This window comes from Burkholderia sp. PAMC 28687, from assembly GCF_001577465.1.
In the GTDB taxonomy this organism is placed as follows: Bacteria; Pseudomonadota; Gammaproteobacteria; order Burkholderiales; family Burkholderiaceae; genus Caballeronia.
This window is the reverse complement of record NZ_CP014505.1, coordinates 249,137-273,355: the sequence shown is the minus strand read 5'-3', so window position 1 is coordinate 273,355 and position 24,219 is coordinate 249,137. Positions and strand designations below refer to the sequence as shown.

Sequence of the window (24,219 nt, the reverse complement as noted above, 5' to 3'; positions counted from 1 at the left end):
GCACGCTCGTATCTCATAAATGTTCGAGACACTTTCGCACAATTTTCACTAATTTGGTCACAGACACGGTTCACATGTTGCCCCAGACTCACGAATTCAAATTTAAGTGTCAGCTTTTAAAAACCAATTTCTGCCGTATGCAGATGGTCGCTTTCTTACTCGAAAATCTTAATCATGTTCAAAAAGATAACCGCAGCACTTCCACTACTAATTATCTTAACCGCCTGCGGTGGTGGTTCATCATCGTCTCAGCCAAATCTGGGCAACGATTACTTAACCGCGCCCACTGGTAGTTACCATGTGGGATATAGGGACATGCGGATGGTCAACGATCAAGTTTGCCCTGATCCATACTTTCTAAAAGGAACAAACGAAGCAGATTTTGGCGCAGATAATCATGCAAAATTTTGCCGTGAATTTATGGTTAGAATCTACTATCCATCTCACATGACACCAACGACATCTCCCTATTTCTCTCCAATAGTAGATGGATTAGCCGCTTTTTTCCAAAACGCGGGCATTCCCGATTTAACGGCGGACGATATCACTGCAATCAAAGGCGTTCAATCGTTCACTTCGAAAAATCTGAAGGTTTCCGCTGAAAAGTTTCCGGTAATATTTTTTAATCCCGGATACGGTATGGAAGCGCAGATTTACGAAGATTCGATCACCGATCTGGTGAGTCATGGTTATATCGTTGTTGCACTCAGTAATACGTTCATCGGTGAAAATACCCAGTTTCCCGATGGCCGGCTAGTCCAGCAGACTGCGCCGAAAGAACAACCAATTTTCGATACATCCAAAGGAGATATTCTTTTTTCCTATGCGCAAATCACTAAGGTTAAAGCCGGTGCACCGTCTGATCCCTTATTCAATGCCATGGATTTGGAAAAAACGGGGCTCTACGGACATTCGATGGGAGCGATCGACACTATCAATGTTGCGAGAGGAAGCAGCAATCCGTTCAAAGCCGTGGCAACACTCGATTCTTTCCCGATCGATGTCAACACCATGTCGTATTCACCTGATGAACTGAAGGGCCTCACAATACCTTCGCTTCGAATCAATGCAGCAGACTGGAACCAGCAATTCAACATTCCTTCCGATGCAAAATATCAACTGCTTCACGATAACTACGCGGTTATTCTATCGCCGTCTGCTTCGGACTCGACCTACACGAGACATAACAATTTTTCTGATTATTCTACTCTGCAATATCTCAGCGCGTTTCAAAAGATCTTTGAATCGCAGTCTCCCGAGACCTATTCTTTGGGAGTTGCAAATGGATATCACGTGGTCAAACTAACGAATGCATATTTGAACGGATTCTTTGATAAATATCTGAAAAACAAAGGTACCAGTTTCCTGGATAAATGCCAGGCGGTGAGTGTTGACTCTGCCGCTTCGGGAAGCGACAACATGCTGGAATGTGGCTCCTGAGCTACTTTCCGTGAATATCACATCCGGAAATGGCTTGCTTTTTAAAGCCGTTCGGCAGGGAAATCAGATGCGGTTTCCTGATACCGAACGCGAGACCGATCTGAAGATTGCGGTTCATTCAATCCGAAGCGGGCCGCAGCCCGCTCCTTCGCACATCGGAAAGGCGACCTTCATCACCGCGGCGTCAACAATGCCGCCTGTGCTTCCCGCCGCGCCGGCTGCGCCGTCGCGGCGTGTTCGATGATCCCACCGCCCAGGCAAACATCGCCTTGATAAAGCACTGCCGATTGCCCCGGCGTGACGGCCCATTGCGCGTCGCTGAAACTTAGCTCGAAGCGGCCGTCCCCGCCCGGCGCGCCCACCACGCAAGCCGAATCCGCCTGCCGATACCGCGTCTTCGCCGCGCATTCCAGGCCTTCAGCCGGTGCCGCGCCCGCCACCCAGCTCGTATTACCGGCCACGAGCGAATGCGACAACAGCCACGGATGATCATGCCCCTGCACCACGTACAGCGTGTTCGACGCCATGTCCTTGCCCGCGACAAACCACGGATCGCCGCTGCCGTCCTTGCTGCCGCCGAGCCCGATGCCCTTGCGTTGGCCGAAGGTATAGAACGCCAGCCCGACATGCTCGCCGATCACCTTGCCATCGGGCGTTTTCATCGGGCCGGGTTGTGTTGGCAGATAGCGGTTCAAAAATTCGCGAAACGGCCTTTCGCCGATAAAGCAGATCCCCGTGGAATCCTTCTTCGCCGCGTTCGGCAAGCCGATCTGCGCGGCGATCTCGCGCACCTTCGTCTTCGGCATTTCGCCGAGCGGAAACAGCGTCTTCGACAACTGCGCCTGATTCAGCCGATGCAAGAAGTACGACTGATCCTTCGTGTGATCCATGGCCTTGAGCAGTTCGAACTGGCCATCGCGTTCGCGCACGCGAGCGTAATGGCCGGTCGCGATGGTTTCGCCGCCAAGCGACATGGCGTGATCGAGGAAGGCCTTGAACTTGATCTCGGCGTTGCAGAGAACGTCAGGATTGGGCGTGCGGCCGGCCGAATATTCCCGCAGGAATTCGGCGAACACGCGATCCTTGTACTCAGCCGCAAAGTTGACCGCTTCCACGTCGATGCCGATCAGATCCGCCACCGACACCACGTCGATCCAGTCCTGCCGGGTCGAACAGTATTCGCTGTCGTCGTCATCTTCCCAGTTCTTCATGAACAGGCCGATCACGTCGTAGCCCTGCTCTTTCAGCAGCCACGCGGTCACCGACGAATCCACGCCGCCCGACATGCCCACCACGACTTTCTGTTTTCCGGCCTTGCTCATTGTGCTCTCTGCCTGATGCTTCGATTTTGCTTCGATTGTGGCTTGGATTGTTGCTTCGAAAACCTAGTCCCGCACCGGCGCGAGCGAGTGCGTGTGAATGAAGTCGAGCGGCACGCGCCGCCCGGCGAGGTAATGACCAAGGCATTCCAGCACGGCCGGCGACCTGTGCCGGTCGGCGCATGCACGGAGTTCGTCGGCGGTGAGCCACATGGCGCGCACGATGCCATCGTCCAGTTTCGCGTCCGGCACCGGTCCCGACGTGGTGCCGCAGAACGTGAAGCGCAAATAGGTCGCCGATTTCCCCGGCCGCTCGAAATGCGTCAGATACGTGCCGACGAGCGCCTGCGGTTCAAACCGATGCGCCGTTTCCTCCAGTGTTTCCCGCTTCACGGCATCGACAAGCGTTTCTCCCGCTTCCAGATGGCCGGCCGGCTGATTAATCTTGAGTCCGTCGGACGTGTGCTCCTCGATCACGAGAAAACGCCCGTCCCGCTCCACAATGGCCGCGACGGTAACGCGCGGCGTCCAGCGTTCAGTATTCATGGGACCGTATTTTACCGTTTTGCGGGTTTTCCCGTCGTTCGCCGGGTTGGTGAATGTTGTCGCCCGATCGCGCTATTTTTCGTGAATGTTTCAGTTACAGTGGCAATCAGTCGCAAAAACCAGCTTAAAGAACTGCTTAACAACTGCGAGCAGCACGAGCACGACTGCACACGGCCATAACAGAACTAGAACGTGAGGAGGATGAAGATGCATATTGGAGTGCCTGCCGAGACGCGGGCGAACGAGGCGCGCGTCGCCGCCACGCCGGAGACGGTCAAGAAGCTCGTATCGCAAGGTCACAGGGTCACCGTGCAGCGCGGTGCGGGGCTGCCGGCGAGTTATATCGATGAAGCCTTTGCTGCTGCCGGCGCCGAACTCGTCGATGCCAACACCGCGTTCGCCGCCGATCTCGTCCTCAAGGTCCATTCGCCCAACGAAGCCGAGCTGCCGCTGCTGAAACACGGCGCGGTCCTGGCAGGCATGCTCGACCCCTTCAACGCCGATAACAACACGCGCCTCGCCGCCTCCGGCATTACCGCGTTCGCGCTGGAAGCCGCGCCGCGCACGACCCGGGCGCAGAGCCTCGACGTGTTGTCGTCGCAGGCCAATATTGCCGGGTACAAGGCCGTGCTGGTCGCGAGCAATATCTACCAGCGCTTCATGCCCATGCTGATGACCGCCGCCGGCACCGTGAAAGCGGCGCGCGTGCTCGTGCTGGGGGCGGGCGTCGCGGGCCTGCAGGCCATCGCTACAGCCAAGCGGCTGGGCGCGGTCATCGAAGCGTCGGATGTGCGTCCCGCCGTGAAAGAGCAGATCGAATCGCTGGGCGCGAAGTTCCTCGATGTCCCCTACGAAACCGATGAAGAACGCGAAGCCGCCGTCGGCGTGGGCGGCTATGCGCGGCCGATGCCCGCAAGCTGGCTCGCGCGCCAGTCCGTGCTGGTCGCCGAGCGTGCGAAGCAGGCGGATATCGTGATCGCGACGGCGTTGATTCCCGGACGTCCCGCACCGACGCTGATCGCGGCTGAAACCGTCGCACAGATGAAACCGGGCTCGGTAATTGTCGATCTGGCTGCGGGCCGCGGTCCTGAATTCGAAGGGCGGCGCGGCGGCAATTGCCCGCTGACCGAAGCCGATCAGGTCGTGATGAAACATGGCGTGCATCTGGTCGGCTACACCAATCTTGCATCGATGGTCGCGACCGACGCCTCCGCCCTTTACGCCCGCAACCTGCTTGACTTCATCAAGCTGATCGTGACGAAGGAAGGCACGCTGAACATCGATATGGCCGATGACATCGTCGCGGCCACGCTCCTGTGCCGCGACGGCCAGGTCACGCGCGGGATCAAAGGAGACTGACATGGAACTGGTTAATCACACGGTCATCAACCTGATCATCTTCGTGCTCGCGATCTACGTCGGGTACCACGTGGTGTGGAACGTCACGCCCGCATTGCATACGCCATTGATGGCGGTGACGAACGCGATCTCGGCTATCGTGATTGTCGGCGCGATGCTCGCAGCCGGCCTCACCATAGGCGGCGCCGGCAAGTTCTTCGGCACGCTTGCGGTGTTGCTCGCAGCGGTCAACGTGTTCGGCGGATTTCTCGTCACGCGGCGAATGCTGGAGATGTTCAAGAAGAAAGCGCCGAAGCAGATTGCCGCTCCGTCGAAGGAGGCCGCCCAATGAGCATGAGCGTAGTCACCCTCCTGTATCTCGTCGCCTCGGTGTGTTTCATCCAGGCGCTCAAAGGTTTGTCGAATCCGAAGACCGCCCGCATCGGCAACACGTTCGGCATGGCCGGCATGGCGATCGCGATCCTGACGACCATTGCGTTGATCGTGAAGCAGGCGTCGGCGCTGGGATCGGATCTGTCGCTGGGCCTGGGGCTGCTGTTTGCAGCGCTCGTGGTGGGCGGCGCGATCGGCGCATACGTCGCGGCGAAAGTCGAGATGACGAAGATGCCCGAACTCGTCGCCGCCATGCATTCGCTGATTGGTCTGGCAGCGGTTTGTATCGCTTATGCGGTTGTTTCCGAACCCTCGGCGTTCGGGCTCGCCGCGCTGGGCGAACCGATTCCCGTGGGCAATCGCGTGGAGTTGTTTATCGGCACGTTTGTGGGTGCCATTACGTTCTCGGGTTCCGTGATCGCGTTCGGGAAGCTCTCGGGCAAGTATCAGTTCAGGTTGTTCAAGGGTGCGCCGGTCGTGTACGCCGGCCAGCACATGATCAACTTGCTGCTTGCCATCGCGATGCTCGGCTTCGGCATCATCTTCATGTTCACGCAGTCGTGGCTGCCGTTCGTGATCATGACGCTGATCGCGTTCGCGCTCGGCGTGCTGATCATCATCCCGATCGGCGGCGCGGACATGCCCGTGGTTGTATCGATGCTCAACTCGTATTCGGGCTGGGCGGCGGCGGGCATCGGCTTTTCGCTGAACAACCCGATGTTGATCATCGCCGGATCGCTGGTGGGCTCGTCGGGCGCGATTCTTTCGTACATCATGTGCCGCGCGATGAACCGCTCGTTCTTCAACGTGCTCCTGGGCGGTTTCGGCAACGAAGGCGCGGCGGCAACCGATGGCGCGAAGGAACAGCGCCCGGTGAAATCCGGTTCCGCCGATGACGCCGCGTTCATGCTCGGCAATGCGGAAACTGTGGTGATCGTGCCCGGTTATGGATTGGCCGTGGCGCGCGCTCAACATGCATTGAAAGAACTCACGGACAAGCTGATCGAGAAAGGCATCGACGTGAAGTATGCGATCCACCCGGTCGCGGGGCGGATGCCGGGGCATATGAACGTGTTGCTGGCCGAGGCGGAGGTGGACTACGAGCTCGTCCACGAGATGGAAGACATCAATGGCGAATTCCAGCAGACGGACGTGGTGTTGGTGCTCGGGGCGAATGACGTGGTGAATCCGGCGGCCAAGACCGACCCGAAATCCGTGATAGCCGGGATGCCGATTCTGGAGGCGTATCGAGCGAAGACGATTATCGTGAACAAACGCTCCATGGCGGCGGGTTATGCCGGGCTGGATAACGAACTGTTCTACATGGACAAGACGATGATGGTTTTCGGCGATGCCAAGAAGGTGATTGAGGATATGGTGAAGGCGGTGGAGTAAGGTTGTGTCACGTGGCAACAATCAACGCCGGTGACTTGCGAGAGTCGTCGGCGTTTTTCATTGACGAGCTCGTGGATGGCGCTTAGCTTCTTCCTCTTCACCAGGTCTAAAAGGCAACCGGTTCAAATGCGCGCGCTGTTCATCTGTAGTAGAAACCGTTTGAGAAGTCCGACTGCCGAAGAGGTTTTCTCGTCATGGCCCGGGGTCGAGACAGATTCCGCAGGCTTGGCGCTTGATGCGCTAACGCCCCTGGAACCCGATCAAATCGCATGGGCCGACGTGATTTTCGTCATGGAGCGAAGGCACAGAGTCAAACTGAATAAATCGTTCGGGCGATATCTGAAGGGGAAGCAGATTGTTTGTCTCGATATCCCGGATAAATACAGCTTTATGGATCCGGATCTGATTGCGTTGCTTGAGCGGAAGGCGGGAAGATTTATGCATGGCTAGTGCCCGGGGCGTCGTCGGCCGACTTAGCTCAACGAACGATAGTGTCAACGACTATCCAACAGATGGCTTCGTGCACCATTCCGGCCCTGGAACAAAGGATTTCCAAACTTCCGGCATGCGTTGAATGGGCGATCCGTCGACCTTATAGATTTCGATCTCGCGACAGAAGCCGTCTACTACATGCAACATGACGCGGATCAATACGCCGTCCAGGTCCGAACCATGCAACTCCGTGCATACGCGGTACCGTACTAGCGCCGGTCGAACGCACGACGTACATATTTCAAGGCTGCCTTCCTCGTCGATAACGCGCACGTGATACGACTGAAGCTGAGCCAACACCTCGGCTCGCCCCGAAAACTCAGCTGACGTCAGTACTTCAACCAAATTGCGCTCAGCGGGGGACGGCAGCCGGAATCCATCGGGAGGTTTTCGGTGCAATGTATAGCTCCGGTTAGTGCGTTAGATGATTGAGTTCCCGCTATAGGTTTGAGAGCCACATTTTAATGACCGATAGAACGCGTCGTTAATCAAATCATCCAATTCCTCAGCGCTCATTCTTTCGAAGAGTTTTCGAAGTTTATTGCCCACATAGGTGTAAAGGTTCAATCATCCTTCGTCCCCACCGGATCAGTCTGCAGATCGTCGGCGAGTAAAACCGCACCTTGGAATAGTACAACCCTAGATCAAGCTCTCCGGGCTCTGGATCGAACACGCCGGATCCCTCCCCGGCCAGCAAGTACGCATCACCGTCGAGCACGGCAAACTCATCATTACCGCCGCTTAAAACAACGAAGGGCTGCGCGAGCGGCCTTTCGTTTTTCATCACCGAATAGACCCTATAGCGGGTTCTCCGGATAGTAAGTCCCTACGAAGACCAACGCTTTCTTCTCGGCATCGTTCAACTTGATGCGCTCCGGATTTCGCTCATACCTCTCCAGCCTAAATTTCCGGTCGATCCCCAGCATTACGTCATGGATATCAACAGGAAGAGGCGCTATAGAATCTATCGCACATACGACCGTCTCATCCCCCCGCGCAACAAAGGCTCGCTCGTCTACTGATTCTGTCTCGCCAGTTTTAAGGCTGAATTGGAAGCGAAACTGGGTCGTTACAGTCCTTCCTTGAATGCTGGTCTCCGTAACGGACGTGACCAAACAGATTAAGCTCGGCCCGCTGTGACCTTCCGGAAGGAAACTAGCGTGGAAAATATCTCCAACGACCAGCCTTCTAAACAAAGCTTCATGATCCGACATCACTTTCCTCTGATCTCGAAGGGTTTCAGGGTAATTGCTTTTACGGCCGCCGGCTCATTTTCGACTCCGAGCATTTTGACGGCGCAACTCGGGTACTCGTTTCGTCCTTCTATGTAATAGCTGGCCGCGCTGCCATAAGTACCTCCGTTCTGACATCCAGCGCTAAAGCCTTGGCATTTCAGATCGCCGACTGCGGCCACCTGAGTCGGTGTCTTACTTCCAACATCCACTTTCGCCAGCCCCGTCGGATCCACCCGATTCACCGGAATGGCCCCCACATACGCATAGAGGTTCAGATCGTCTTTGGTGCCGATGGGATCAGTCTGCAAGAGCTGCCCGATCGTCGGCGAGTAAAACCGCGCCTCGTAATAGTACAACCCCAAATCAAGCTCTCCGGGCTCTGGATCGAACACGCCGGATTTTTCCCCGGTCAGCAAGTGCGCATCACCGTCGAACACGGCAAACTCATCATTACCGCCGCTTAAAACAACGAAGGGCCGCGTCTGCGGCCCTTCGTTTTTCAGTTTCTACCCAATCACGTCATTTTGGATATCGGCATGGTTAGTTCGGAACGAATAGCGTGTCTCGATCATAAGGCCGAATCGACTCAACGAGGATTTCGTGACATGTCACGACGATATCTAGACCAACGTTAGGGTTTAGATCAAACCTAACTAGACCATCGTCCATCTTCGTGAGGTTGACATCCATGATCCAGGCTTCCTCGAGCATCGCGTTAATATCGATGTCTGCTGTCTTAATATTCAGCAGATCCACGGTGACGATGTAATCGGAACCGCCTTCAGGCGGGCGTGGTCCAAAGCGATTGTGAGCAATCTCCAGCGTCAGATCGACAAGATCTCTATCACAGCCCGATGGCAGCAGCTTGCCTTGGTCATCAACAACGGAACGTCTCGCTCGTCGCATACAAAAGCTTCGAACGGACGAGTCGTGGAATGAAGGATATTCACCGAGCACCTTTTGGAGCAGCTTTCCATTCCGTGCAAATTCCCAGCCAAATGTGTTTTCTGAAGGGTTCATCGCAACTCTCTAGATCTGTTAATCAACGCGGTATGGGCGACATCGGCAGGTGAGTCGGGTCACGGCTCCCGTCGAAAAAATTGTGACCGTGGGCTTCACCGTGACTTTCATGATACTGAGCGGTCAGGTTGCCGGCGCCGTCGAAGTAATCTGTATCAACGCCGTTCGGATTCAATCGGAACCCACCGGGCGCGTTACCCGTCATCGGGACACTGCGAGCCGCAACCTGAATCGCCGCTTGATTCCCGAACGTCACGCTCGCCAGCCCCGTCGGATCAACCCGATTCACCGGGTTATTCCCCACATACGCATACAGGTTCAGATCGTCCTTCGTCCCCGCCGGATCGGTTTGAAGGAACCGTCCAAGGCTCGGCGAGTAAAAATCGCGCCTTGTAATAGTACAACCCCAGCCCCAAATCTCCGAAGTACTGCTGCCCGGTGAACATGAATCGCGGTCGGTTCACCCCACTCGTTTCTCCAAGCGGACCGTATGAGAACGCACCCGTTCCGACGCCCTTCACGTCCATCGTCGCGACGATGCATCCCTTGTAGTCCGCAAGCATCCACGTCTTCGACGTAACGCCCAGTCCGTCGTAGGACACGATTGGCTCGTCCGTACCGGGTCCATGCACGTAACGCTTCACCAGATTCCCGCTGGAATCGTACTCCGCAACCAGCTTGTCCCCGTCGTATAGCAACTCAGTCGCAGATTCGCCTAAAGTGACTGAGCTTCGCAACTGCCGATACGCCGCCGTATCCCCTGCTGTCGAACGGCCGATTATTCAAATCGTATTCAGTCGCTATAAAACCATCGAACCAAGATCAGACTCTTGCTGGCAGACATGCGCTTCGGGCGCCAGCTGATCAGGGGCTCGACCTCAGTACGAAGCTCGACGATGGAATAGCCGGTCACCGGAACGAAGTCCGACGCTTCCCCGCAAACAAAGCGTGCGCCGCGAGTGTGTCAACACGCACGGCCGCTGACCACCACCAACTCGACTATGGCTAACGCCAATCATAAAGTAGCCGCTGAATTTCCTGAACGCTCCGTCAAGGTTCAGCAGTCTCTTCACCATCAAGCCTGGCCTTCACACCTGAACAAGCCGCCCAAGCTTTACCCCTGGATCAAGGTCTCCGGTCGATGGATCGAACACGCCGGATTCCTCCCCGGCCAGCAAGTGCGCATCACCGTCGAGCACGGCAGGCTCATCATTACTGCCGCTTAAAACAACGAAGGGCCGCTCGCGCGGCCCTTCGTTTTTCACCGCTGCCCAATCCTGATCTTCACCAGAACCTTCCGCAGCAACTTCATGTCATCCACTGTGCTGATCGGACCCTCCTGCTGGGTTCCAGACAGATAACAAGTATGAATCGCACCTCATACCATTAGCCAAACCGATTCGCAGAGCACGGCTATTTCCGCACCGCACGAAGGCTCCAAGATGAACAGTGCCTTCCGAGCTGCAGAGAAATCGCACACATACTGGTTAGCCCGCTCATCATCAATTGGTGAGGCCTTGGCGTCGTCCCGACTGTTGACCCACTGTACCCACGTGCGGACATCATCAGATGAGAACCGATATTTTGGCGAGATCAGAAGCCGTGATGCCACGTTCTGTTCCGCGAAGTCAACAATGCGTAGCACGTTGACTTCGGTGAACCTCAGCGATTCAATCTCCCCAGCAACACGCCTGAAACGAAGCACAAGTTCTCTAGCGTCTGGGCGATGTTCAATGCCGATCAGTTCTGCGTCGTGAAAGCTGGGAACGCTATCAACGTCTTTTATATTGACGTAGTTCAATGGGTTCATAAGTTTTCCCAAATCAAGGCAAAGTCGAAAACGGAAGGCCTGGTCCGCGTATTAGCGGTCCACCGAGAGGGTTTATCGAATAGTTGTGTGCATGAGGCACACCCTGTCCGTGATCGTGGTCGAAGTCGAGGTCAACGGCCCGCTTGCCGTCGTTACCATACAACCGCATTTGTCCGCTGCCATGATTCGTGTATCACGAACCCGCCGCACCCTCATTCGGCGTTTTGCCCGCGACCTGAATCGCATCGCCCAACTCCACCTTCGCCAACCCCGTCCGATCCACCCGATTCACCGGGTTATTCCCCACATACGCATACACGTTCAGATCGTCCTTCGTCCCCGCCGGATCGGTTTGAAGGAACCGTCCAAGGCTCGGCGAGTAAAACCGCGCCTTGTATTAGTACAATCCCAGGTGTACTACAAATTCACTGCTGTGGAGACGACATTTCACAGTCAACCGTAGATGTAGCCCGAACGCCAGCAAGTGCGCATCACCGTCGAGCACGGCAAACTCATCATTACCGCCGCTTGAAACAACGAAGGGCCGCGTCAGCGGCCCTTCGTCTTCCACCTGCCCAACCCTATAGCGGATTCGCTGGATAGTAGGAACTTATAAACATAATTGCTTTCTTCTCGGCATCGTTCAATTTAACTCGCTCTGGGTTTCGATCGAATCGCTCCAATCTGGATTTTCGGTCAAGTCCCAATATCACGTTGTGAATGTCGACCGGAAGAGGAGCGACGGAATCGATGGTGCATACGACTTCCTCGCCTCCACGCACGGCAAGCATTGCCTCATCAATCGATTCTGCCTCTCCAGTTTTAAGACTGAATCGAAACCGGTACTGGGTCGTGACCGTCCTTGCCTGAACGCTGGTGTCGGTAACCACTTCCGCTAAACAGACTAAACTCGGGCCACCAGGATTTTCGGATGGGAAGCTAGCGTGGAAGATATCTCCAACGACCAAACTCCTAAGCAGTCCCTCTCGATCCGACATCATTTACTCCCCTTATTTATGTACAGCTCCAGCGTAATCGCCTTCTCGGCCGGCGATTCATTCTCCACACCCAGCATCTTTACAGCGCAACTTGGGCATAAAACCAGCCCGTTCACCTTATACGCTCCAGTGCTGCCATAACTACCTCCGTTCTGACATCCAGCGCTAAAGCCCTGGCATTTCAGATCGCCGACCGCGGCCACCTGAGTCGGTGTCTTACTTCCAACATCCACCTTCGCCAGCCCCGTCGGATCCACCCGATTCACCGGGTTGTTCGCCACATACGCATACAGGTTCAGATCGTCCTTCGTCCCTGCCGGATCGGTTTGAAGGAACCGTCCAAGGCTCGGCGAGTAAAACCGCGCCTTGTAATAGTACAACCCCAGCCCCAAATCTCCGAAGTACTGCTGACCGGTGAACATGAATCGCGGTCGGTTCACCCCACTCGTTTCTCCAAGCGGACCGTATGAGAACGCACCCGTTCCGACGCCCTTCGCGTCCATCGTCGCGACGATGCTTCCCTTGTAGTCTGCAAGCATCCACGTCTTCGACGTAACGCCCAGTCCGTCGTAGGACACGATTGGCTCGTCCGTACCGGGTCCATGCACGTAACGCTTCACCAGATTCCCGCTGGAATCGTACTCCGCAACCAGCTTGTCCCCGTCATATAGCAACTCAGTCGCAGATTCGCCTAAAGTGACTGAGCTTCGCAACCGCCCTTCGGGATCGTAATCAAAGCGCGTGTTGTTCGCCGATTTCAATCGATTGTCAACGTCGTAGGAGTAAAACAAATCCCCGTCCGCCGTGACATTGCCGTTCGCGTCATAAACAAACGTACTACCGTTTCCCGACTTATATTGATTCAATCCATTGCGCACGTATGCACGTGATCGCGAGTTCGCATTTCGCCATGAATACTCGTCGTTTCCTACAAGGACCGACACCACGTCACCTACTTGATTGCGTGTGTAAGTGTCGAATACGTTTCCCCTTCCCCCATTGGCAAGCTTGTGTGTGAGACCGATTAACAGGCCCTGCGAGCTGTATTGGAATGACGTCGTGGCGCCGTTGTTCCAGTCAATATTCCTGCGTCGGCCCAAATTGTCGTACTCGTAGGTCGCCAAGGATGGGTTATCGAATTCCCGAATCGCGATCGGCCGATTATTTGGATCGTATTCGGTGGTTGCGTAAAAGCCGTCAGGCCACCTCACACGATTGCGGTTTCCAGAAGCGTCGTATTGGTACCAAAGCGTTCGCCCGTCAGCGGTAGCACTGCTCAGCCTACCTGCCAGGTCCCATTCGTATGTGTTGATGTGGCTCCCCGATGAATACATCGCCTTCGTTCGCAAACCACGCAAATCGTAAGTGAACTCAACGTTATCGGCCGGGTCTGTATAAGTGCGCGCAACCAAACGATTTAACTTGTCCCATTTCTGCGCGACGGTTTTGCCGTTACGCTTTCGCATGGACGTCACATTACCATTGAAGTCGTACGAGTTTTCCTCATAGTCGTTGGCATTGCCATAGCCCGGGTTCGACGGCATTGGATAGTAGGTGCGCAACCGGCGGTCGAACAAGTCATAGGTGTACATCGTCGCGTTGTTTTTCGCATCCAGAACCGCGTGAAGGTTTCCGTTTGGTGTGTATTGATACGTCGCATACGTCTGCTCGAGCGGCGTGCCAACCGCACGTTTGAGCGCCTGTACCGTGTCGTCGGCGTTATATATCGTCTGCGTGACCCTGTTCCCACCTTGCGTTTGCGTCAAGTTCTGCGTGACAAGCGACATGCGGTCCAGGTCGTCGTAAGACGTGTCCGTGATAGCCACAGGCGCGGCTTCGGCCGGACATGTGTTCGCCGTTGCGGTCAACGCTGGACCCCATACACGCGTGGCTTTACCCGTCGTGCTGTAACGGGTACAGGATGTCATCCATTGGGCTCCCTGCTGATCCATACGTGTAGAAGTTGATAGGGGTCGCCCGTCAGCGTCAAAGGAAGTCACCGTCGGCACCTGAGACGCATCGGACGCTTGAACAACCCGACGCTTAGCATCATAAGAAAAAGTGCTGAGATTCTTTCCTGGGCCGCTCACTACGGTGACGTTACCAACAGCGTCGTATGTGTAGGTCGTGGCGAGCCTGGCGCCAGAAAGGACCGGGTCGACAGTCGAAACCTTAGGAACAAACTTGTTATTGATATCGTAGGACGTTGTGGTGATAACTTGGCTGTTTGAAGCAACCTTTACAGACTCCGAACTTTTCAAATAAAACTTTGGGTACCCGGACGGCGACATAGCAACGTATTCATAAGTCGTCACCGGCGCGACACCGGTAGAGTCCGCCGGTGACGTCACAGTTAGCGGCATGCCCTGCGCCGTGTAGGTGTACGCAGTGACGTTCCCATTCGGGTCAGTCGCGGTTGCCACGCGGTTAAACGCGCTCTCGTAGGTGAAGCTCTGCTTGATCGGTGTAACGCCGGCGCCGGGCGGCCCTACCTTGCTGATGGTCTTGACATTATGCGTACACCGCTTCTCGGCACTTGCGCAGGTCGTGTCGTCGTATGTGTATTCGACCGCATTGCCTTCCGGCAGTTCGGTCCGGATCAGCCGTGACTGGCCATCATAGGTGTTGACGGTGAGGTTGGCCAACGGCGTGCTGGATCGCACGACATTGCCTTGCCCATCAAGATAATTTGTATGAGCGCCGCCGCCAGGCGCGATTTCCTCGGTGCGGGAACCGGCGAAATAATAATCATATGACTTCCCGCGTGCATTGGTTTGCTTGCTCACCCGATCAAGCGTGTCGTACACGTTCGTCACAGCCGCAACCGTCGGAAAACTCGGATAGTAAATGCTGCTGATTCTGCCCGGCAACGAATAAGCAAATGTGGTGTTCTTGCTTGTGGCGTCCGTGAAGGTTGTTAAATTGCCGCTGGCGTCGTAAGCATAGTTCACCACGCCCGAACCCGAGCCCGCGACTACTAGGCCATTCGCAACACTGGTGATCCGGCCGTTCGCGTTCGCAATCGTCAGGGCGCGACCGAGGCTGTTCTGAACCTGCATCAGTTCGCCTGCGTTCGAATAGGTGTACTTGACCTGGATATTGCTTGGGTCGGTGTAACTATCTGCCTTTCCAGAAGCATTGAATTTCAAAACGCCACGATTCAGCAACTCGTAAGTCAACGTGTTATCAGCGTTCTTGGTGAGCTTCGACGACTTGCCTGGGGGTGCGTTGTAGGTGCCATCAGGGAGCTTTACGAACACCTCTCCATCGAGCCCCTGCGTAACGATAGCCGTGTTGTCGACTAATTGATCGCCAAACCACTTCTGCCCAAGAACAACAGTGACGAAAGTACCTATAGGCATCGCAGGATCCTTCAATAAATCGAGCGATGCCTTTTGTTCCATGATTGTGCCGACGGCGGAAAGCGCGGAGCTTTCCCCCATAGCCTGAAATCCGTCGGATCCGTTTACAGCAGTGATATCAAAATTATGTGTCCAGCCTTTTCCTAGCGGCCCGTTCGTAAAACGATTGCCTGAGCTATACAGCCGCTTAAAAGCAAGTGTCTGCGGGTAGGGCCCTGCGCCGGCATCGATGTCGACGTTTTCATAAGAAAAGCTGCCCCTTACCATGTCGATCGGGTCGCCATAGGTGAACGCCGTTCCGGCAAGCTTCGAAGGCGGCGTCTGGTTGGTATTGACATTAGAGTTGGCCGCTGCGGCCGATTGATTTACCGTGCTGAATCCGCCTGCGAAGCCGCCACTGATCATGCCGCCCACAACACCCGGGCCCACGACGAAGTAGCCCGCGCCTGACCATTTATTCTCTGCTATGTCACAGCGAGCAGGTGTGATCACCCGGCGGCCTGCCGCCATAGCAGCGTTGAAAGCAGGGATCTCGTTTGCGCAATTCACCAGATTGGGCTGCACATAAGTTGCAAAGCGCGATGCAGTCGCATTGTAGATACGCTGCCCCGCGATGGTCGCCAGGTCGATCAGTTGAGTGGTAGAGACCGCCGGAACGCCCGTAGTTTGTTGCACGGTCGTCGATTCAAGAATGCTGTGATGCATGCTCCAGCTCAAGAACCCAGCGCGCTCCATAGCAAGGTCTCCCGCCTTGCTGACCGTGGAGAACATGTTCGCCGGCAGATCTACATACACATTGTTGGCATAGCCAATAATCCCAATCCGGTGATGCACAAGCGCTATGGAATTCGCGAGTTGCCCGACCACCAGGCCCGCCTGGTCGGCTTGAGCCATCCATTGCGCTCCCACCAGGGCGAGCGTCGAGCCTAACAATGGCTCGGAAGTATCTCCAGCACCGACTGATCGCTGACTGCTGATGACGTTGCGATAATTTTCGGCCGGTCCTCGACCAGTAGCGCCCCAGCTACTAGCAATTACATAGGTGTTGCCGTTACCGGCCACGAGGGACTGGCTAAAACTTTGGTCTGAGTTACGCGCAGCGTACGCATTGTGCACCACGGTGAAGTTGATTGTTGTTGCCGTTCCTGCGGGAACCGCGACCCCTGGCGCGCCTACTGTGTTCCCGTCGAGTTTTAATATGGGCTGATTTGCAGCGTTGTACGTAATGCTAAGCCGTCGGCCATAGATGGCATCGGAGGTGTATGTTTGATCAATTCCCTGGTACTGAATACGCAGCGTCGGTTTGAAAGAATTTGGCAAGTCAGCATATTCGACTGTTTGCCACCGCGCGTCTTGGTAACGCAATGTTTTTTCGCGAAGCACATCATAAAACGGGTCAATGGACTTGCCACCAATTACATCGTCAAGTGTCGCGCTTGGCTTGTACTTACGAAGATAAGTAGCCAGATTCGACGCATAGGTCGTGAGATTGTTGCGAATGTTCGATCGGCTGATGTTTTGGACCCAATCGGCCGTATTGGTCGAGGTCGTGATTGCCTGACCGAGATAGGTCGTAGCGTTATAACCGGTCGTGGCAGGGTCGGCGAGGTCGATCCCTGGTTTGAACGAATGGGATTTGAACGATGGATCGAAGACATACCAGTCGCCATCAATTTTCGCTTTGACCCAAATGTGCTCGACAGCGACGCTGACAAGCGGCGAGGAGGAGCCGGGACACGCGCCGTTAGTTGTCGCCGTTATCTCATAAATCGGGATTTCGCCCTTCCCTAGCACGTTGGCCACCGCGCATGCATTTGACGTATCGACGCCGTACCATGACTCGACTTGGTTGGCGTCGAGGTTGATCGCGCCGCGTATATATGCCGCTTCTATTCCGGACGCTCGCAACAACTCAACCATCAGCGTGGCCTGGTCGTGAGCCGTTCCCTGATTGTCCAGCACTGCCCCAAGCGCGCCCTTTTGTACGCCGAAGATTGGGTAATACTCAACGTTGTTTCGAACGTATTGATAGATCAGATCAGGATTGTTCCTGAGGGAACGTGCGAGTTCAGTTATGGATGCAGGCCCACGAGCGTTTGTATCGCCTGTGATGCCTGAGGCCTTGAGGTGACCGCTGTCGCTAGCTGGCCCGATCGAGGCTCCTTCATTGAGGTGAGCCGGGAAGACCCGTGAAGCTCGCGCTCGCTGGGAGTCCTCGGCACTAACCGGTGGCATGTCTGCGCGAAGGGTGCTACTCGGCGGCCCGGATTGCATCTGCGATGCTTGCGCCTCGGGATCACCCGTAATTGGTGAATCGGCTGAAGAGGAGAGCAACGCAAACCGACCCGGCGTCAGCGTTACTTTCTTACCAGGGAGAATATTGGTGCTGCTCTGCTGAAACAGCCCGTCTTTTCCATTGCCACCGGCATTAACCGCGGCATTAACCGATTTGCCAACGTTGACGAGTGGGATGGTTTTCGGCGCACCGTCCACTGCAATCGCAATTTGCGCGACAACCGAAGCATTCGCAGAAAACAACGCGAACCAAATACCGATAAGCTGTGCCCCTTTGTATAATCTCATATGTATTCCTAATTATTATATTTTACGATCGCCCATTAAATACTTGCGAAGCTCAAGTCGACATCTATGGCGTCGTTCTAGTGGCCGTCACTAACGTCCAATTCCCCGTCTCGTCGTATTCGTAGGTGATCGTCGCAGTCATATCACCGCTGTAGTCGGCTTTCGTCAACCGACCGAGAGCGTCATAGCTGTAATTCACGACAGCAGCGTGAACGTAGCCTACGGGCATAAGGCAAAACAAGGCGGTGGCAGAAATCCCAAAACGGCGTATCGCCCTCGGCGATGGTCGGGGTTGACGGCGCGTATAGCGCACACGCGATGTATCTGCGGCAAGAATTATCCGTGTTGATCTTGTTGGACTTGTCATTATTGTCACGCCTCGGTAAAAAATCCGAGTTTTGCACTGACCGAGCAAATACCCTGTCACAAATTGTTGATTTGATCCGGGGACGCGCGTTGACTTTGATCGAGCGCAAACGCGTTCACCACGACGGGTCAAAAGAGCGACGCGGGAACATTTCTATTCCCTGCGGCAAATAAGTGGTCTTTAGGCTATCCGTGTTTTGCAGGGACGCCAGGCATAACGGCCGGGAATGCGCCCGAGTTATCAGCTTTGGTTGCGCCCCCGCGTACAATATCCCCCTTCGATTCCCCTAAAAAGCACCGCCCCATGGCCACTACTTTCCTTTTCGACTGGTTTGTCCCTTGCCCGCGCGGTCTCGAGGCGCCGCTGGCGGCCGAACTCGCCGAAATCGGAGCGAAGCATGTAGAAGGCTCGCAATTCCGCACCGGCAAGGAAGTCCCGGGCGGCGTGCATTTCCGCGGCTCGTGGGCGGCCGGCATGGCGGCGAACCTGCACTCGCGCATCGCGAGCCGCGTGTTGCTCAAGCTCGCACACGGCCCGTACAAAAGCGAACACGACATCTACGAGCTCGCTTACCAGCAACAATGGGAAAAGTGGTTCTCGCCGAATGAAACCATTCGCGTCGATATCACCGCCATCAAATCGCCCCTGCGCAGCCTGGAATTCGCGACCCTGCGCGTGAAAGACGCCGTCTGCGACCGCCTGCGCGAATTGACGGGCAATCGTCCGAGCGTCGATACCGCCCAACCCGACGTCCGCGTCTTCGCGTTCCTCACCATCAACGAATGCACGCTTTACATCGATACCTCCGGCGACCCGCTCTTCAAACGCGGCTGGCGCCTGGACAAGGGCGCGGCTCCACTACGTGAAAACCTCGCGGCAGGCATCTTGCGCCTCACCGGCTGGACGCCGGGCACGCCGCTATTCGACCCGATGTGCGGCAGCGGCACCTTCCTCGCCGAAGCCGCGCAAGTCGCGCTGAACATTGCGCCGGGCGTCGAACGTCGTTTCGGCTTCGAAAAGCTCAAGCAATACGATGTGAACGCGTGGCAAAAGCTGAAAGGCGCGGCGCTCGATGCAAAACACGCCGCGCAATCATCACGCAAGGACCTGCAGATCTACGGCAGCGACATTTCCGGCGACATGCTCGACAAGGCCTACTCGAACCTCGAACGCGCGGGTCTTCCGGAACTGTCGTTGAAACAGGTCGATGCCCGCCACATGACACCGCCAGCGGGCGAGCCCGGCATCCTGGTGGCGAATCCGCCGTACGGTGAACGGATCGAAGTGCGTGGCCGTGGTCCGCGCGGCGAGCTCCGCGAACCGAAGAACCGCGGTCACGACGAAGACGAAGAAGCGTTTCATCGCGCGCAGCCTGATCCGGCGGACCTTGAGTTTTTCATCTCGTTCGGCAACGCGCTCAAGCAGCGCTTTCCAGGCTGGCGCGCGTATGTGCTGACATCGGACAGAAAACTGCCTGGCATGCTGCGGTTGCGTGAATCGACGAAAACGCCGCTTTTCAACGGTGCGCTCGAATGCCGCCTGTTCCGCTTCGACCTGATCGCCGGAAGCGTGCGCAACCGGCCGGCAGCGGCAGAACCCGCGGCCGGCCAAACACCCGCGGCGCCCGAGGCGAAGGAATAAGACCGAGCAAACCGGCGCTACAATCGCTGAATGAACTCATCGACTGAAGCCCAATCCTCAAGCCTCGATGTCTATCGCAGCCGCCGCGAACGCGTTCTCGCGGCGCTGCGCGAATCGGGCGGCGGCGTGGCGATCATCCAGACCGCGCGCGAAGTCATGCGCAACCGCGACGCCGATTACCCGTTCCGCCACGACAGCTACTTTTATTACCTGACGGGCTTCACGGAACCCGAAGCCACGCTCGTTCTGGACGCCAGCGTTCATCCCGACGAACCCGCGGCCATCCTCTTCTGCCGCGAGAAAAACATCGAGCGCGAAACGTGGGAAGGCTTTCGGCACGGCCCTGAAGGCGCGCGCCTCGCGCTGGGACTGGACGCGGCATTTCCCATCGATCAGCTCGATGCCGAGATGCCCCGCCTTCTCGCCGACAAACCCGCCGTGCACTACGCGCTCAGCAGTTCGGCCGAACTCGACACACAGGTTCGCGGCTGGCTCGCAGCAGTACGAGCGCAAAGCCGGATCGGGGTGAAAGCGCCATCGAAAGCGGTCGATTTGCTGCCCATGCTCGACGAAATGCGCCTGATCAAGGACGACCACGAGCTCGCGATCATGCGCCGCGCCGGCACGATTTCGGCCGAAGCTCACCGCCGCGCGATGCAAACCTGCCGTCCCGGCATGCACGAATACGAGATCGAAGCCGAGTTGCTCTACACGTTCCGCAAACGCGGCGCGCAAGCCCCGGCATACGGTTCGATCGTCGCGGCAGGCGCGAACGCGTGCGTGCTGCACTACCCGGCCGGCAACGCGATCGCGCGCGAAGGCGATCTGATTCTCATCGATGCCGCGTGCGAACTCGACGGCTACGCGTCCGACATCACGCGCACGTTTCCGGCGAGCGGGCGGTTCACGTCGGCGCAACGGGACATCTACGACATCGTGCTGGCCGCGCAATACGCCGCAGTTGATGCCACTCGCGCCGGCGTGAGCTTCGACGCGCCGCACGAAGCGGCAGTGCGGGTTTTGTCGCAGGGATTGCTGGATACGGGGATCATCGATCGGAACCAGTTTGCAACGGTCGACGACGTCATCGCCGAGCGTGCTTACCAGCGTTTCTACATGCACCGCACGGGCCATTGGCTCGGCATGGATGTGCACGACGCGGGCGATTATCGCGATGCAAACGCGCCGCTCGACGACCAGGGCACGCGTGCGTGGCGCACCTTGAAACCAGGCATGACGCTGACCATCGAACCAGGTTTGTACATTCGCGCCGCCGCCGACGTGCCGGAACGCTACGCGGACATCGGCATCCGGATTGAAGACGATGCCATCGTGACCGCCGGCGGCTGCGAGCTGACAACGCGGGAAGTACCCGTCGATGCCGACGAAATCGAAGCCTTGATGCGCGACGCGCAAACCCCCGATGCAAATTGAAACCACGGAAACCATCGGCCATGAACTGCCGGCCGATTATCACTTCGATATCGCCATAGTCGGCGCGGGCCCCGTTGGCCTCGCGCTCGCAGGATGGCTGGCGAAACGCAGCGCGACATCGCGTTTCTCGGTCGCGTTGATCGATGCACGCGAGCCGGGTGCAGCTTCGAACGATCCCCGCGCGATCGCGGTGTCGCATGGAAGCCGCGCGATGCTGGAATCGTCGCTGGGTTTTCCCTCCGATGCCACGCCGATCAAGCGCATTCACGTCTCGCAGCGCGGCCGGTTCGGCCGCACATTGATCGATCACGATGAACACGGTCTGCCCGCGCTCGGTTACGTCGTGCGTTACGGCTCGCTCGTTTCGACGCTCTCGCAAGCCGTGGGCAACACCAGCGTGCATTGGTTCACGGGAACGACTGCGTCCACGCCGCTGCACGACCATGATGGCGTGACGTTGCCGATCCATTCCGCGGCCGAGGGCGACCGGACGATCCGCGCGCGCATCCTGGTAAATGCCGAAGGCGGGTTGTACAAGGAAACGGATGCATCGACTTCTGTCAAGAACACGCGCGATTACGGTCAGACGGCGATTGTCGGGACCGTCAGCGTGAGCGCGCCGCAACCGGGGGTTGCGTGGGAACGCTTCACGCCCGAAGGTCCGATCGCGCTGTTGCCGTCTGGCGGCGCGCGTCAGGCGGATTACGCGCTGGTCTGGTGTTGCGCGCCCGAAGAGGCCACCCGCCGCTCGCAACTTCCCGACGATGCATTCCTCTCTGAACTGGGCGCAGCCTTCGGCGAACGCATGGGCCGTTTCACGAAAATCACCGGCCGCGCGATGTTCCCGCTTGGGTTGAACGCGCTGAATGCGCTCGTCGACCGGCGCACGGTTGCGATCGGGAACGCGGCGCAGACGCTGCATCCTGTTGCAGGACAAGGACTCAATCTCGGCCTGCGCGATGCACACGCACTATGCGATGCATTGTCGACGAACGGGACCACGACGGTCGCGCTCAGCCTTTTTGCGCAACGTCGCGCGCTCGACCGGCGGATGACGATTGGTGCCACGGATACGCTCGCGCGAGTTTTCACCATCGATTTTGCGCCGCTTGCTGCAATGCGCGGCCTCGCTTTGAGCGCGCTGGAACTCGTGCCGCCGGTCAAGACCGTGCTGGCGCGTCAAATGATGTTCGGGCAACGGCGCTGATCGGTTGTAGATCCTTTGCTTTGGAAAACCGGCTCCGCACTTCGCGCCAGCCCGGCCAAATTTGCTGAGCTCGGTGCCTGGAAAACCGAGCGTTCACTCTATGGCGTTCGCAACTTTCATAGAAGATTTAACGACTTGCGGCGCGATTGGAGCTAATTGACCCTGCGCGTTCGCGTTAAAATACGCGTTTTCCTCCAACGCTTTTGCGTCCATCGAATCGTGGACGCTGCCAGTTTCATGCCTATTTCCACACCGGCCATCGGCCCCCATATTTTGCGCAATAACCTGTTCGTCGCCCCCATGGCAGGCGTGACAGACCGCCCTTTCCGGCAGTTGTGCAAACGCATGGGCGCAGGCTACGCCGTGTCGGAAATGGTGACATCGAACGCGCAGTTGTGGAAAAGCGAGAAAACCATGCGCCGCGCAAATCACGCTGGCGAAGTCGAACCGATCTCGGTCCAGATTGCCGGCGCAGACCCGAAAATGCTGGCCGAAGCGGCGCGTCACAACGTCGCGAACGGCGCGCAGATCATCGATATCAACATGGGCTGCCCAGCCAAGAAGGTCTGCAACGTGGCAGCGGGTTCCGCGTTGCTGCAAAACGAAGCGCTGGTCGCGGAGATCGTACAGGCGGTGGTGAACGCAGTCGGCGTGGGCCCGGACGCTGTGCCAGTCACGCTGAAAATCCGCACAGGCTGGAATCGCGAAAACAAGAATGCGCTGAACATCGCGCGCATTGCACAGGACGCCGGCATTTCCATGCTGACCGTGCATGGCCGCACGCGCGCCGACCTGTATAAAGGCGACGCCGAATACGAGACCATCGCGGCCGTCAAAGCCTCCGTGCGCATTCCCGTCGTGGCCAATGGCGACATCACCACGCCGGAAAAGGCACGTCACGTGTTTGCCGTGACGGGTGCGGACGCCATCATGATCGGGCGCGCGGCGCAGGGACGTCCGTGGCTCTTTCGCGAGATCGAACATTTCCTCCTGACGGGCCAACATTTGCCCGCGCCGCGGATCGACGAAATCCAGGCATTGATGAACGAGCATCTTGAAGATCACTATGATTTCTATGGTGAATTCACGGGCGTTCGTACAGCGCGCAAACACATCGGCTGGTACACTCGCGGCCTTTCCGGCGCCAACACGTTCAGACATCGGATGAACACGCTGGATTCCACACGAGAACAATTGCTCGCCGTGAACGAATTCTTCGACGCCCAAAAGGCGTTGTCCGACCGTCTCGTCTATGTCGAAGAACCCGGCGCAGACGCCGAGCGCAGCGGCAACGACGAAGAAGAAACGTGCGGCACGCAGAACCAAACAGACCGATTAGCCGCATGAGCAGACACAACATAGAACAATGCGTCCGCCAGAGCCTGGACAATTATTTCCAGGACCTGGACGGCTCGAAACCGCACGACGTCTACGAAATGGTGATTTCGTGCGTCGAAAAGCCGATGCTCGAAGTCGTGCTCAAACAAGCCGATGGCAACCAGTCGCTCGCAGCGGAGTATCTCGGCATCAATCGCAATACGTTGAGAAAGAAGCTTCAGCAGCACGGCCTGATTTAATTCATTTGTCTCATTGATGTACCTCCCGGACCGTCGCGGCGTACGGCGGTCGATCCGAATTT

General features: G+C 56.9%; 22 protein-coding genes and 1 pseudogene. 13 read left to right on the top strand and 10 right to left on the bottom strand.

The annotated features are described in order from the left end of the window. Positions 1–174: 174 nt before the first annotated feature. Positions 175–1,440 (top strand): alpha/beta hydrolase, encoded by a 1,266-nt coding sequence (locus tag AX768_RS31795; RefSeq protein WP_082778717.1) that lies wholly within the window; start codon positions 175–177, stop codon positions 1,438–1,440. 173 nt (positions 1,441–1,613) lie between these two features. On the opposite strand, the gene mnmA is transcribed toward AX768_RS31795, so the two are convergent. Together mnmA and AX768_RS01300 are read right to left on the bottom strand one after the other, a co-directional pair. After that, positions 1,614–2,762, bottom strand: coding sequence for a tRNA 2-thiouridine(34) synthase MnmA (gene mnmA, locus AX768_RS01305; protein ID WP_061998450.1), 1,149 nt, complete (start codon positions 2,760–2,762; stop codon positions 1,614–1,616). 63 nt (positions 2,763–2,825) lie between these two features. Beyond that, entirely contained in the window at positions 2,826–3,305 is a 480-nt protein-coding gene (locus AX768_RS01300; RefSeq protein WP_061998449.1) for an NUDIX hydrolase, read from the bottom strand. A 207-nt stretch (positions 3,306–3,512) separates the two neighbouring features. On the opposite strand from AX768_RS01300, the gene AX768_RS01295 reads away from it, so the two are divergent. From AX768_RS01295 to AX768_RS01280, 4 genes are all read left to right on the top strand, one after another. Continuing rightward, on the top strand, positions 3,513–4,664 hold the full coding sequence (locus tag AX768_RS01295; protein ID WP_062000680.1) for a Re/Si-specific NAD(P)(+) transhydrogenase subunit alpha: 1,152 nt from the start codon (positions 3,513–3,515) through the stop codon (positions 4,662–4,664). 1 nt (position 4,665) lies between these two features. Next, the gene (locus tag AX768_RS01290) at positions 4,666–4,995 is read left to right on the top strand and encodes an NAD(P) transhydrogenase subunit alpha (RefSeq protein WP_061998448.1); all 330 of its coding nucleotides are present in this window, start codon (positions 4,666–4,668) and stop codon (positions 4,993–4,995) included. Continuing rightward, positions 4,992–6,431 carry an NAD(P)(+) transhydrogenase (Re/Si-specific) subunit beta gene (locus AX768_RS01285; RefSeq protein WP_061998447.1) on the top strand — a complete coding sequence of 480 codons (1,440 nt, stop codon included), beginning with the start codon at positions 4,992–4,994 and terminating at the stop codon, positions 6,429–6,431. Before AX768_RS01290 ends, AX768_RS01285 begins: the two co-directional genes overlap by 4 nt. 126 nt (positions 6,432–6,557) lie before the next feature. Beyond that, positions 6,558–6,881, top strand: coding sequence for a low molecular weight protein tyrosine phosphatase family protein (locus AX768_RS01280; RefSeq protein WP_062000679.1), 324 nt, complete (start codon positions 6,558–6,560; stop codon positions 6,879–6,881). A gap of 51 nt (positions 6,882–6,932) precedes the next feature. On the opposite strand, the gene AX768_RS34360 is transcribed toward AX768_RS01280, so the two are convergent. After that, the gene (locus tag AX768_RS34360) at positions 6,933–7,268 is read right to left on the bottom strand and encodes a DUF6984 family protein (protein ID WP_442857238.1); all 336 of its coding nucleotides are present in this window, start codon (positions 7,266–7,268) and stop codon (positions 6,933–6,935) included. 298 nt (positions 7,269–7,566) lie between these two features. On the opposite strand from AX768_RS34360, the gene AX768_RS34235 reads away from it, so the two are divergent. Further along, positions 7,567–7,668, top strand: coding sequence for a SymE family type I addiction module toxin (locus AX768_RS34235; protein ID WP_335340462.1), 102 nt, complete (start codon positions 7,567–7,569; stop codon positions 7,666–7,668). A 468-nt stretch (positions 7,669–8,136) separates the two neighbouring features. Here the strand turns inward: AX768_RS34235 and AX768_RS33555 are convergent, their stop codons facing one another. Then, positions 8,137–8,550 carry an RHS repeat-associated core domain-containing protein gene (locus tag AX768_RS33555; RefSeq protein WP_442857247.1) on the bottom strand — a complete coding sequence of 138 codons (414 nt, stop codon included), beginning with the start codon at positions 8,548–8,550 and terminating at the stop codon, positions 8,137–8,139. Between AX768_RS33555 and AX768_RS34355 the strand changes: the two genes are divergently transcribed. Then, positions 8,506–8,622 carry a SymE family type I addiction module toxin gene (locus AX768_RS34355; protein WP_442857246.1) on the top strand — a complete coding sequence of 39 codons (117 nt, stop codon included), beginning with the start codon at positions 8,506–8,508 and terminating at the stop codon, positions 8,620–8,622. The genes AX768_RS33555 and AX768_RS34355 overlap by 45 nt on opposite strands. Positions 8,623–8,698: 76 nt before the next feature. Here the strand turns inward: AX768_RS34355 and AX768_RS01260 are convergent, their stop codons facing one another. The 3 genes from AX768_RS01260 to AX768_RS33550 are packed head-to-tail and all read right to left on the bottom strand — an operon-like array spanning position 8,699 to position 9,876. After that, complete coding sequence (locus tag AX768_RS01260) at positions 8,699–9,178, bottom strand: Imm50 family immunity protein (RefSeq protein WP_082778716.1); 480 nt, start codon at positions 9,176–9,178, stop codon at positions 8,699–8,701. A gap of 22 nt (positions 9,179–9,200) precedes the next feature. Continuing rightward, on the bottom strand, positions 9,201–9,575 hold the full coding sequence (locus tag AX768_RS34350) for an RHS repeat-associated core domain-containing protein (protein ID WP_442857245.1): 375 nt from the start codon (positions 9,573–9,575) through the stop codon (positions 9,201–9,203). After that, a complete protein-coding gene (locus tag AX768_RS33550) occupies positions 9,472–9,876 on the bottom strand; it encodes a hypothetical protein (protein WP_231941291.1) in 405 nt (134 codons plus the stop codon). Before AX768_RS33550 ends, AX768_RS34350 begins: the two co-directional genes overlap by 104 nt. Positions 9,877–10,179: 303 nt before the next feature. Here AX768_RS33550 and AX768_RS34345 point away from each other — a divergent pair, with 303 nt between their 5' ends. Next, the gene (locus AX768_RS34345; protein ID WP_061998440.1) at positions 10,180–10,404 is read left to right on the top strand and encodes a SymE family type I addiction module toxin; all 225 of its coding nucleotides are present in this window, start codon (positions 10,180–10,182) and stop codon (positions 10,402–10,404) included. A 152-nt stretch (positions 10,405–10,556) separates the two neighbouring features. Here AX768_RS34345 and AX768_RS01240 read toward each other — a convergent pair whose 3' ends face one another. The 3 genes and pseudogenes from AX768_RS01240 to AX768_RS01230 form a co-directional block, all read right to left on the bottom strand. Next, entirely contained in the window at positions 10,557–10,988 is a 432-nt protein-coding gene (locus tag AX768_RS01240) for a hypothetical protein (protein WP_061998439.1), read from the bottom strand. 193 nt (positions 10,989–11,181) lie between these two features. Beyond that, a pseudogene (locus tag AX768_RS34340) lies at positions 11,182–11,325 on the bottom strand (hypothetical protein); the annotation flags it as partial. Positions 11,326–11,985: 660 nt separating this feature from the next. After that, entirely contained in the window at positions 11,986–17,931 is a 5,946-nt protein-coding gene (locus tag AX768_RS01230) for an RHS repeat-associated core domain-containing protein (protein WP_082778714.1), read from the bottom strand. A 670-nt stretch (positions 17,932–18,601) separates the two neighbouring features. Here AX768_RS01230 and AX768_RS01220 point away from each other — a divergent pair. The 5 genes from AX768_RS01220 to AX768_RS01200 all read left to right on the top strand — a co-directional run bounded on the left by AX768_RS01220 (position 18,602) and on the right by AX768_RS01200 (position 24,157). Continuing rightward, positions 18,602–19,939, top strand: a complete 1,338-nt coding sequence (locus AX768_RS01220; protein ID WP_061998435.1) for a THUMP domain-containing class I SAM-dependent RNA methyltransferase — start codon at positions 18,602–18,604, stop codon at positions 19,937–19,939. Positions 19,940–19,969: 30 nt separating this feature from the next. Further along, positions 19,970–21,373 carry an aminopeptidase P N-terminal domain-containing protein gene (locus tag AX768_RS01215; RefSeq protein ID WP_061998434.1) on the top strand — a complete coding sequence of 468 codons (1,404 nt, stop codon included), beginning with the start codon at positions 19,970–19,972 and terminating at the stop codon, positions 21,371–21,373. Beyond that, positions 21,363–22,580 (top strand): UbiH/UbiF/VisC/COQ6 family ubiquinone biosynthesis hydroxylase, encoded by a 1,218-nt coding sequence (locus tag AX768_RS01210; protein WP_061998433.1) that lies wholly within the window; start codon positions 21,363–21,365, stop codon positions 22,578–22,580. Before AX768_RS01215 ends, AX768_RS01210 begins: the two co-directional genes overlap by 11 nt. 237 nt (positions 22,581–22,817) lie before the next feature. Further along, the gene (dusB, locus tag AX768_RS01205; protein ID WP_061998432.1) at positions 22,818–23,927 is read left to right on the top strand and encodes a tRNA dihydrouridine synthase DusB; all 1,110 of its coding nucleotides are present in this window, start codon (positions 22,818–22,820) and stop codon (positions 23,925–23,927) included. Further along, complete coding sequence (locus AX768_RS01200; protein ID WP_056355686.1) at positions 23,924–24,157, top strand: Fis family transcriptional regulator; 234 nt, start codon at positions 23,924–23,926, stop codon at positions 24,155–24,157. Before dusB ends, AX768_RS01200 begins: the two co-directional genes overlap by 4 nt. Positions 24,158–24,219: the final 62 nt, after the last annotated feature.